Annotated in this window: 12 protein-coding genes and 1 pseudogene; 10 read left to right on the forward strand and 3 right to left on the reverse strand. The window is 60.8% G+C overall.

What is annotated here, in order from left to right:
- Together EOA85_RS16760 and EOA85_RS16765 are read left to right on the forward strand one after the other, a co-directional pair.
- On the forward strand, positions 1-464 hold a 464-nt coding region (locus tag EOA85_RS16760), incomplete at its 5' end, for a hypothetical protein (protein WP_245485822.1).
- Positions 465-628: 164 nt separating this feature from the next.
- Positions 629-1,564 (forward strand): ribose-phosphate pyrophosphokinase, encoded by a 936-nt coding sequence (locus tag EOA85_RS16765; protein ID WP_065011960.1) that lies wholly within the window; start codon positions 629-631, stop codon positions 1,562-1,564.
- A gap of 132 nt (positions 1,565-1,696) precedes the next feature.
- Here EOA85_RS16765 and EOA85_RS16770 read toward each other — a convergent pair whose 3' ends face one another.
- Positions 1,697-2,563, reverse strand: coding sequence for a helix-turn-helix transcriptional regulator (locus EOA85_RS16770; RefSeq protein ID WP_127210460.1), 867 nt, complete (start codon positions 2,561-2,563; stop codon positions 1,697-1,699).
- A gap of 130 nt (positions 2,564-2,693) precedes the next feature.
- On the opposite strand from EOA85_RS16770, the gene EOA85_RS16775 reads away from it, so the two are divergent.
- Positions 2,694-3,944: an MFS transporter gene (locus tag EOA85_RS16775; RefSeq protein ID WP_164759702.1), complete on the forward strand. Its 1,251-nt coding sequence runs from the start codon at positions 2,694-2,696 to the stop codon at positions 3,942-3,944.
- Between the two features lie 95 nt (positions 3,945-4,039).
- Here EOA85_RS16775 and EOA85_RS16780 read toward each other — a convergent pair whose 3' ends face one another.
- Positions 4,040-4,639, reverse strand: a complete 600-nt coding sequence (locus EOA85_RS16780) for a TetR/AcrR family transcriptional regulator (protein WP_127210462.1) — start codon at positions 4,637-4,639, stop codon at positions 4,040-4,042.
- Between the two features lie 193 nt (positions 4,640-4,832).
- Between EOA85_RS16780 and EOA85_RS16785 the strand changes: the two genes are divergently transcribed.
- Entirely contained in the window at positions 4,833-5,231 is a 399-nt protein-coding gene (locus EOA85_RS16785; protein ID WP_348627911.1) for an anthrone oxygenase family protein, read from the forward strand.
- Positions 5,232-5,314: 83 nt separating this feature from the next.
- Here EOA85_RS16785 and EOA85_RS16790 read toward each other — a convergent pair whose 3' ends face one another.
- Positions 5,315-5,992, reverse strand: coding sequence for a metalloregulator ArsR/SmtB family transcription factor (locus tag EOA85_RS16790; protein ID WP_127210464.1), 678 nt, complete (start codon positions 5,990-5,992; stop codon positions 5,315-5,317).
- Positions 5,993-6,102: 110 nt separating this feature from the next.
- Here EOA85_RS16790 and EOA85_RS16795 point away from each other — a divergent pair, with 110 nt between their 5' ends.
- The 6 genes and pseudogenes from EOA85_RS16795 to EOA85_RS16820 all read left to right on the forward strand — a co-directional run.
- The gene (locus tag EOA85_RS16795) at positions 6,103-6,606 is read left to right on the forward strand and encodes a DUF2938 domain-containing protein (RefSeq protein WP_127210465.1); all 504 of its coding nucleotides are present in this window, start codon (positions 6,103-6,105) and stop codon (positions 6,604-6,606) included.
- Between the two features lie 116 nt (positions 6,607-6,722).
- Positions 6,723-6,969: pseudogene (locus EOA85_RS39010) on the forward strand (hypothetical protein); the annotation flags it as partial.
- Between the two features lie 297 nt (positions 6,970-7,266).
- Entirely contained in the window at positions 7,267-7,893 is a 627-nt protein-coding gene (locus tag EOA85_RS16805) for an AraC family transcriptional regulator (RefSeq protein ID WP_164891591.1), read from the forward strand.
- A 114-nt stretch (positions 7,894-8,007) separates the two neighbouring features.
- Positions 8,008-8,985, forward strand: a complete 978-nt coding sequence (locus EOA85_RS16810) for an aldo/keto reductase (RefSeq protein ID WP_245485824.1) — start codon at positions 8,008-8,010, stop codon at positions 8,983-8,985.
- A complete protein-coding gene (locus tag EOA85_RS16815; RefSeq protein WP_245485826.1) occupies positions 8,970-9,692 on the forward strand; it encodes a formylglycine-generating enzyme family protein in 723 nt (240 codons plus the stop codon). The genes EOA85_RS16810 and EOA85_RS16815 overlap by 16 nt, the downstream gene beginning before the upstream one ends.
- A 367-nt stretch (positions 9,693-10,059) precedes the next feature.
- The coding region (locus EOA85_RS16820) for a 50S ribosomal protein L25/general stress protein Ctc (protein WP_127210466.1) at positions 10,060-10,639 on the forward strand (580 nt) is incomplete at its 3' end.

Raw genomic sequence — 10,639 nt, forward strand, 5'->3', positions numbered from 1 at the left:
CAACGCCCACCACACCTGCAACGACCGCCCATCCATCCGCAACGGCACAGCCTTCCGCCCCCTCGCAGCCCGCAAAGAGCGCCGCCGTCATCGCACGAACCCGCCTGCAGGTAGCGCCGATCGTCGGCGCCTCGGTGGAAGCCGCGACACCGCTGACCGCGGAGCTTCAGACGCGAGCCAAGCAGCGCGGCATCACCTTGGCCGGTAGCGCCGGCCAGACCCCTACGCACGTGCTGAAGGGCTATTTCTCGACGATGTCGGAAGGCAAGGACACCACCGTCATCTATGTCTGGGACATCTATGACCCGGCAGGCAACCGGCTGCATCGCATCAACGGCCAGCAGAAGGCGCCCTCGGCCAATGGTGGCGAAGGCTGGGCTGCGGTCGCGCCGGAGACCATGCAGGCGATCGCCGACCAGACGATCGACCAGTTTGCCACATGGCTTGGCGGCCAAGCGGGTTGACTGGCGGGCTGACATGTTGCCGGCTCCCCGTCGTAGACGTTTATTGACATTAGCCTGCGGATTCCGCTCACGACGCTTGCAATACCGGCACGGGCCGCTAAAAGCCCCGACTAAGGGGCTCAAGAGAGTCTGCCAGAGTCTCCATCCTTCACCAGGAACGGTGCATGAAGCTTTTCGCGGGCAATTCCAACAGGGTGCTGGCCGAAGCGGTCGCCCGCTATCTCAACATCCCGCTGGGCAAAGCCAGCGTCAGGCGCTTCGCCGATCAGGAAATCTTCGTCGAGATCCAGGAGAATGTGCGCGGCGAGGATGTCTTCATCCTGCAGTCCACCTCGTTCCCGACCAACGATCACCTGATGGAACTGCTCATCATGATCGATGCCTTTATGCGCTCGTCGGCCAAGCGCATCACGGCGGTCATTCCCTATTTCGGCTATGCCAGGCAAGATCGCCGCGCCTCGGGCCGCACGCCGATCTCGGCCAAGCTGGTCGCCAACATGATCACGCGGGCCGGCGTCGATCGCGTCTTGACGCTGGATCTCCACGCCGGCCAGATCCAGGGCTTCTTCGATATCCCGACCGACAACCTGTTCTCGGTGCCGGTCATGGCCCGCGACGTGAAGGCGAAATATAAGCAGCTTGCCAATGTCATGGTTGTGTCGCCGGATGTCGGTGGCGTGGTCCGCGCCCGCGCGCTGGCCAAACGCATCGATGCTCAACTCGCCATCGTCGACAAGCGTCGCGAGCGCCCCGGTGAATCGGAAGTCATGAACGTCATCGGCGACGTGCGCGGCAAGGATTGCCTGCTGATCGACGACATCATCGATTCGGGTGGCACCTTGTGCAATGCGGCCGATGCACTGCTTGCCGGCGGCGCCACCAGCGTCACTGCCTACACCACCCATGGCGTTTTGTCGGGCGGCGCCATCGCGCGCATCGGCGCCTCGAAGCTGCAGGAACTGGTCATTACCGATTCCATCCAGCCGACCCAGGCAGTGCTCGACGCCAGCAATATCCGCGTCATCTCCATCGCCGACCTGATGGGTGAGGCGATCTCGCGCACGGCGACCGAGGAATCGGTATCGAGCCTGTTCGACTGAAATCTGCCAGCGCTACAGCGCCGCGCGTCCAGTGGACGCGCAAAGGACGCTGTAGCATTTTGATTTTGCGCATGGTCCCCAGCGAAATCGGTTCCGATTTCGCTGAAGCGAACCGAAGGTTCGGGTCATGCGTTACCCGTTCGACACCCTGATATTGTCCCTTGTCCCTCGCATATAGCCCCGCGGCGATGCCCCCAGCATACGCTTGAACATGGTGATGAAGGCCGGCACGCTGTCATAGCCGAGGTCGAACGCCACCCTTGTGATCGGCTCGCCATCGGCCAGCCTCGGCAAGGCCGCGAACAGGCAGGCCTGCTGGCGCCATGTCGACAGCGACAATCCGGTCTGGCGATGAAAGGCGCGGGTGAAGGAACGGCGGCTCATGCCGACGATATCGGCCCATTCGTCGATTGTCGCGTGCGGCGAGGGTGCTGCGACGAAGCGCCGGCACAGTGCCGCAAGCTTTGGATCTGAAGGAAAAGGCAGGCCGAGCGGCCGTTCCGGCAGGTTCGGGATTTCATGCAGCAGGAGGCTCATGATCAGCCCGCCGCGCCCTTCCAGCTCGGCGCCCTGCGGCAGCTTTTCAGATTCCACGATCAGGCTGTGCATCAGATCTGTAATACCGACGACGCGCAGCCCATGCGGCAGCCCCGCAATGGCGTCCGGCATCACATAGACCGAACGCATGCTGACGTCGCCAAGCATCTCGACGGAATGCTCGGTGCCGGCGGGAATCCACATGGCATGATCGGGAGGCACCATCCAGCGGCCATGCCGCGTCGTCACCAGCACGACGCCGACAAGCGCATGCAGCAACTGACTGCGACTGTGACGGTGCTGCGGCACGTGGTAGCCATCGGGATATTCGGTCGGCAGGGCCACCGCTGGCCCGACGGCCTGCTCCAGCCACTGCCAGCGGCGCTCATGCAACTGCCCGAGGTCGGCAAGCTGGCCGAGATCGGTGTCGCCCACTTTGAAGATTTCATTGCCACGCGGCATTGAGTAATGGCCCACTCGCGAAATTATTGGACCAAACCACGAAAGAAGTCGCCCGGCAAGTGACTTATAAGGCAACCCGGCTATGAGGCCGCCTGCGCCAGCGCCCGCCAAAAAGACCACGGAGCATGCCTTGACCGATACGACAGCCACCACCGCCGCCACGCCTGCGACGGCCAGCCACACTTCGGCGCAAGCAACGGCCTTTAGCGTCATTCTTGCGGTGAGCTTCTGTCATTGTGTCAACGACATCATGCAGTCGCTGCTCTCGGCCATCTATCCGCTGCTGAAAGACAATTACGGTCTCGATTTCTGGCAGATCGGCCTTTTGACGTTCACCTTCCAGGTAACGGCCTCATTGCTGCAGCCGCTGATCGGAATGGTCACCGACAAGCGGCCGATGCCCTATTCGCTGCCCTACGGCATGGCGTCCTCGCTGATCGGCCTGATCGTGCTGGCCTATGCCGGACACTATTGGCTGCTGCTGATCGGCGCGTCGCTGATCGGCATCGGCTCGGCGATCTTCCACCCGGAATCCTCGCGCATCGCCCGCTTCGCCTCGGGCGGCAGGTTCGGCCTGGCGCAATCTCTGTTCCAGGTCGGCGGCAACTTCGGCCAGGCCATCGGGCCGCTGCTGGCTGCCTTCATCGTCGTGCCTTTCGGCCAGACCAGCATAGCGTGGTTTGCCGTCGGATCGCTGATCGGTATCATCGTGCTGTGGCGGGTCGGCGGCTGGTACAGCCGCCTGCGCGCTTCGCTCGCCAACCGCAAGGCGGCAGGTTTTGTATCGCCCTTCCCGCGCCGCAAGGTGATGGGCGCGTTGGCGGTGCTGACCTTGCTGGTGCTGACCAAGAACGCCTACATCGCCAGCCTCGCCAGCTACTACACCTTCTACGCCATCGATAAATTCGACGTTTCGGTGCAGGTGTCGCAGGTCATGCTGTTCCTGTTCCTCGGCGCCTCGGCGCTGGGCATCCTGCTCGGTGGCCCGTTCGGCGACCGCTACGGACAGAAGGCGATGATCTGGTTCTCGATCGTCGGCGTGCTGCCCTTCACGCTGGCCCTGCCCTATGCCAATCTCGAATGGACGATGATCCTGACTGTGCTGATCGGCCTGATCCTGTCCTCGGCCTTCTCGAACATCGTCGTCTTCGCCCAGGAGCTGGTGCCGGGCCGCGTCGGCATGATCGCCGGTATCTTCTTCGGCTTCGCCTTCGGCATGGGCGGCATCGCCGCCGCCGTGCTCGGCGTCGTCGCCGACATGAAAGGCATCGACTTCGTCTTTCAGGTCTGCTCCTACCTGCCGCTGCTCGGGCTGCTGACGGTTTTTTTGCCGAACATGAAGGAAGCGAGGAAGCTCGAGAGGGAGGCCACGATCGGGTGAAGCTGAATTTGGTTTCGGCTCGCCCCGTAGAGGGTCGGGAGCGCCGTCTTCCTGCCCACCTCACGCGTGGAACGGGCACAGATCGATTGTTGCCGTCATGTGCTGCAAAGCCTTTTAAATGCGCTGATCGCGGCAGTCACTCTCGAACGGACATCCTTGTCTGAAGGAACCGGCAGAGAGTGAATGACCCGCCGGATCTGCAGATCACCAATCAGCAGGTTCAAGAACCAATCGGCCGCTATGCGCGCAGATGGCGCAACCAGCGCACCGCTCTCCAAGTCGCGCTGGATCAATTTCTCGATCAGCGGAAATACCGAATCGCGACCACCTGCGGCAATCGTCGCACCCAATTCGCAACTTTCGTCAGAAGCAGCAGCGCGGTTCAGGGAAATTGCCCGCTCGCCAAGCAGCATCGACAGGAGGATCGGAGCCACATCTTCAAGGGTTACCAAAGGATCGGCGTCGTCCCTTATTGCCGAATCCAGTGCCGCCTTCGTCGTCCTTGCATTGTTTTCGACCATCGTCTTGAACAAGCCCTTCTTATCGCCATACCAGCGATAGAGGGTTTCGTTTGACGCCTTTGCCTCTTTGGCTATGCCAAGCATAGAAGTCCCGCCGTAGCCTCTCTCCTTGAGAAGCTTGTAGGCTGCCCTCTCGATCTGTGCTCGACGCGCAGCCTTGGTGTCTTCGCGCATTCCAATCTCCGAAACTGCCAATCTCCGAACTGCTTGACCAGAACCGTACACTTTTGTACGTAAATGCAAGCGTACACGACGATACGGTTTAAAGGAAGCTGTGATGCCTGGGATAGTGGTAGGACTGTCGGTCACATCGATCGTCTTTTGCGGGGCGATTTTCGGATTTTTCTACGCCTGGGTCTGCTCCACAATGTGGGGGCTCGACCAGACTGATCCGCGCGTGGCAATCGAGGCTATGCAGGCGATGAATGCATCGGTTCGCAACGCCGTGTTCTTTCCCGCATTCTTTCTGACGCCAGTCGTCCTGGGGCTCACGGCTGCCGCGATGCGTTTCAGTGGCCGCAAGTCGCCTGCGTTCTGGTTCGCTGCGGCGGCGCTCGTCTATCTGACATCCGGCCTTTTCCTCACATTGACGGTGCATGTGCCGATGAACGAGGCATTGGCCGCAACCGCCATTCCCAAAGATATCGAGACTGCGAGAGAGATCTGGCAGGGCTATTCAGAACGGTGGCAGTTCTGGAACCAGGCGCGAACCATCGCTTCAGGAATCGTTTTGGCTTGTGCCGGCTTCGGTCTGGTGAGGTTGTGACCGGGAGCGCCTGAGCCCGGATGACGCAGCGGGTGGTCTTCTGGCTTACATTGCGTTGAGCGCGGACCCGACCTCGGCTTCTGTCAGCCGCTTTCGTAGTTCATGCCGTCGACATCCAGGCCTGACGTCAGCCACTCGGGAAAACCACCTTCGAACCGGCGTGAGGCCCAGCCTCGCGCCCTCAGGATTGCCAGCGCGTCGGCAGAGAGAATGCACTGGACACCACGGCAATAGGCAACGATGACCTTCTCTCGTGGAAGCTCTGCAAGCCGTTCCTCCAGCTCACCGACGGGAATGTTGATCGCACCCGGCAAATGCCCGGCTGCGTATTCTTCCTGCGGCCGAACGTCGAGCAGCACGATTTCGTCGTCCCGCATGCGGCGCACGAGTTCCTCGCGCGAGATGTTCTCCAGCCTGTCCGGCCGGCTCATAGTGTCATTGATAAGTTCGCGGATTTGCTCCCGCCTATGGTTCGCAAGGCTTCGCAGGGCGGCGAGCACGTTTTCGATCGGGCCATCGGCCAAACGATAGAGCACGCGTTTCCCGTCTCGCCGGGTCTGCACCAAGCCGGCCCGCTTGAGGTGTTGAAGATGCTGCGACGTGTTGGCCAACGCGATCCCGGAAAGTTGCGTCAGCTGCTCCACGGCGAGTTCGCCGTCGGCAATGTGGCGGAGAAGAACCAGCCGATGTGGATGTCCCAGCGTGCGGGCGAGATCCGCTATTTCGTCGAAGATCGGATGATGGACACCTGCGTTTTTCATATCGCAGGCCTACCATGAGTCTATCAATCAATCAATACATTGAACGAGAGGTTTATATCGGCTAGTGTCTGACGCCCAAGAAGCAGCATCGACAGGACAGGAGCCTAGAAATGAACGACCAGTTGGAGTTGGTTGTCCGCGCAGCCGCGATCGGAGCGGGCGCGACGGCGGTGATGGATCTTTGGGGGCTATTTCTGAAGCGCGCGTTCGCGATTCCGCCGCTTGATTATGCCTGGGTCGGCCGCTGGATCGGGCACTTTCCGCGAGGCCGTTTCGCGCATGCAAATATCGCGCAGGCTCCCCGAATTCCAGGCGAAACGCCGATTGGATGGGTAGCGCATTACGCGATCGGCATCGTCTTTGCTGCATTGCTGATGGGAGTATGGGGCATCGACTGGGCACGATATCCGACATTTCTTCCCGCACTTCTTGTCGGCATGTCCACGGTTGTCGCCCCGTTCTTCGTCATGCAGCCAGCCTTTGGAGCCGGAATTGCAGCCTCGAAAACTCCCAAGCCGCACACTGCGCGTCTGCGCGGCCTCATGACTCATCTGTCCTTCGGGGTCGGACTGTATGTCGCCGCATTGCTTTCGGCACTCCTGTTTCCGGTCTGACACTGATCGGTTGCGGTCGGCTTTCAAGCGCGATCGAAACGTTTGAAAATGGGGCGCAAACCCGAAATTCAAAGCGAAACACTGCCCATGCCTGCAACGGCTGCACCTCGGGCCGACTGGTGCCCGGCCGGGTCGGCATGATCGCCTGTATATTCTTTGGCTCCGCCTTCGGCATGGGAAGCATCGCCGCCGCCGGGCTTGGGTCGTCGCCGACATGAAAGGCGTCGACTTCGTCTTCAGGTCTGCTCCAACCTGCCGCTGCTCGGCCTGTTGACGGTGTTTTGCCGAACTCGTCGCCTTCGTGAACGTGATCGAACCGCACGGTTGATTTCGCCGCGGTCCCTTTCCATCTTGGGATTCTAAAAGGCCCGAGAGACTTGTATGACGGAGTTAGTGACCGGCGCGACCTGGACTGTCTCACCGATGCCTCAGAGCCAGGCCACCTGCGGCTGGCAAGGGGGCTGGTTTGAGACAGCTGCGCGTCGCTATACCCGTGCGGTGGAAGGCAACATTCGCCCCGATTGTCACTTGATCATGGCAACTACAAAGGGTGGAGCGATCCGGCATGAGTTCAGGACTGACAGCGGTCTGCGGTATTCCGGCCGAGACCGAGTGGGAACCGTGTCCTTCCTGCCTGCGGGTTGCGAACGGCGACTCTCCTTGGAGCACGTCGCATGGGAGTGGGGCGCGATCGCCGTGCATCCGGGATCCGTCGCCGCAGACATCATGTCGATAGCTCCATTCATCGAGCCTTCAGAACCATTTTTGTACGGTCTGATAGCGCAAATGAAAAATCTCCTGTCCGTCGATGGCGCGCTCGACGCCACTTATTGCAGCGTCATGACGATAGCGCTTGCCGAATATCTGCTGCGTCGATCCGGTCGCCCCGTTCGCGCCAAGGGAATCCGGCAACTCTCGGCCAGGCAGCTGCGTATGACGATGGAACGCATCGATCATTTGCTGCCGCAGCCGGTCCAGATCGCCGATCTGGCCACGCCGCTTGGTATTTCAGAAGGCCATTTCTACAGGGCTTTTCGGGGCGCCGCGGGCCGCACGCCCGTTCAAGCTATCTCTGAACGGCGCGTCGAGCGCGCGGCTTCATTGCTGGCTCAGACGGATTGTTCCGTTAACCGTATAGCTCTCGAAGTGGGCTTGGCGAGCCCAAGCCACCTTGCAAGGCTATTCCGTACCATACTCGGCACGACGCCGTCGGAATATCGACGTGAGTTTCGAGCGGTCGCCGTCCCGGCAAGAAACGATCAGGATGAAGCGATCCGGTCAGGATGAGGCGCGCATTTGCTCCGTGTTTTCGGCTAGCTTGCCCGCACATCAAACGGAGTACCCTCGATGTCTCGTCCCAAGTTTCTCACCACCCGCCGCGATCTTCTCCGTTCCACCGCAATGCTGGCGGCAGTCGCCGCGGCCGGCCAATTTCCGATCAAGGCAATCGCGCAAGAGCGCTCGGCCATCATGCGGCCGATCCCCAAGACGGGCGAGATGATCCCCGCCGTCGGTCTGGGCACTTTCGAAACATTCGACATCATGCCCGGTGAACCGCGAGACAACATTCGCGAGATCATCCGTTCCTTCCATCAGATGGGCGGGCGCGTCATCGACACGTCGCCGCTGTACGGCATGTCCGAGGTCAGCGTCGGCGATTTCGTGACCGAACTGGGCATAGCGGATGACATTTTCGTCACCAACAAGACTTGGACAACGGGCGAATATCTCTCGGACAACAGTCACTCGGAGGCGCAATTTCTTCGCTCGCGCGAGCGCCTCTGGCGTAGCCGGATGGATGTCCAACAAGTTCATAGTCTCGAGAATCACGATCAGGTCCTGCACCTGCTGCGCCAATGGAAGGAGGAAGGCCTGATCCGCTATATCGGGGCGACGCAGTGGAGCGCCGAATACTACGATACCATGGAGCGGTTGGTTGCAGGCGGCACGCTCGACTTCGTTCAGATCGCCTACACCATCCATACGCGGGCGGCCGAAAAGAGACTGCTGCAGGCCTGTGCGGACAATGGCGTCGCCGTGCAGGTGAACATTCCCTTCGAGAAGGCGCGCCTGTTCACGCCAGTTGCCGAACAGCCTCTTCCGCCTTTCGCCGCCGAATTGGGCATTGAAAGCTGGGCTGAGTACTTTCTCAAGTTCATCATTTCCCACCCCAACGTTACCGTAGTGATTCCGGCAACCAGCAATCCCGAACACCTGGTTGACAACATGGGCGCGCTCTTTGGCGAGCTGCCGGATCGGTCGATGCGAGAGCGTATGGCGGAATACTACATATCTCTTCCCGGTGTGTCCGATGCCCTTCGGCAACCGCCCTATCCAGGAAAGAACTATGGAGGGGTCGTGAAGTGGCCCTTCGCTTGAAGAATGCTCCCGCAGTTCTCTCGGTCGCCGTTCTTCTGGTGACCTGCGGCCAGCTCAGCGCCAACGAACGGGCTTTCGTGGGACAATTCACCATCGACCGCACCGAAGTGACAATCGGACAATTCACCGGCTTCGCTGAAGCGACGGGGCTGATGACGGCCGCCGAAACCTTGGGTGGCGGACACGAGTGGGGCTCGGGATGGGAGCGGCGTCCTGGATGGACATATCGGACGCCCTTCGGAGAAGCGCCACAATCGACGAGCGAGCCGGCCGTTCATCTCAGCTGGCACGAGGCGGCAGCCTATTGCGCTTGGGCCGGCGGCCGCTTGCCGACCATCAAAGAATGGGTCCAGGCGGCCTATCGCGAAACCCGCCCTGACCCATCGGCGGGCTTCATCGCCGGCAGGCAATATGCATATCCTGTCGGCGACACTCCCATCGGCGCCAACACGCGGGGCGACGATCCTTGGCCGCGCCATGCGGCAGCGGGTACCACGCAGGTCGGGGTCAATGGTCTCTACGATATGGGTGGCAACGTGTGGGAATGGCTTGCCGATCGTGATGGCCAAGCGGCTCTAACTGCCGGTGGCTCCTGGTGGTATGGTGCCGAGGAGATGGTGTCCAGCGCGATGCAATGGAAACCTGTCGATTTCTACGTCGTCTACATAGGTTTTCGATGTGTCTACGATCACGGACGTGCCCGATAAATCCTGAGTTGCGGGCTGATGACCGGCGGGGCAAACTGCCGCATTTTGGCGATCTTGGTTATCTCACTGGAAGCGCAGAACGTCTGCCCATTGCGGGAACAGGGCTTGTTTCCGCGGTCGGCAGACATTCGGGCGTTCGGAGCTTCCTCACGCCCGACTTTGGCTTGCACCTCGTCCCACCTTCCGCTATAGAGCCGCCACCCGCGTAGACACCCTTGGAGGCAACGCGGCGGAAGGCTGTCCGGCCTAACGTGATCCCAAAAAGATTTTGGACCCGATCATGTAAGGCCATGACGGCTTTCGACGTTTACGGCCCCAGGCACCTCGCCGGCCGCGAACGCTCCAGAACAACGCGAAAGGAAATGCCATGAGCGATACTTACGAGCTCAAGGCCGAAGCGCGCGAACAGGTCGGTAAGGGGTCCGCCCGTGCAGTTCGCCGCAACGGTAAAGTGCCTGCAGTAATTTACGGCGACAAGCAGCCTCCCCTGGCGATTGCGCTGACCTACAAGGACATCTACTACAAGATCCATGGCGGCGGGTTCCTGACCACGATCGCCACGATCGATGTCGACGGCAAGAAGATCCAGGTCCTGCCAAAGGACTACCAGCTCGACCCGGTCAGGGATTTCCCGGTCCATGTCGACTTCCTGCGCATCGGCAAGGACACCGAAGTCAATGTCAACGTGCCGGTCCACTTCATCAACGAGGACAAGTCGCCCGGCATCAAGCGCGGCGGCGTGCTCAACATCGTGCGTCATGAAGTCGAGTTCCATTGCCCTGCCAATGCGATCCCGGAGTTCATCACCGTCGATCTTACCGGCACCGATATCGGCGATTCGATCCACATCTCGGCGGTCAAGCTGCCGGCCGGCGTCAAGCCGGTGATCTCCGACCGCGACTTCACCGTCGCGACCATTGCCGGTTCCGCGGCGATGAAGCCGGAGG

The sequence above is a fragment of the Mesorhizobium sp. M5C.F.Ca.IN.020.29.1.1 genome, from assembly GCF_003997375.1.
In the GTDB taxonomy this organism is placed as follows: domain Bacteria; phylum Pseudomonadota; class Alphaproteobacteria; order Rhizobiales; family Rhizobiaceae; genus Mesorhizobium; species Mesorhizobium wenxiniae.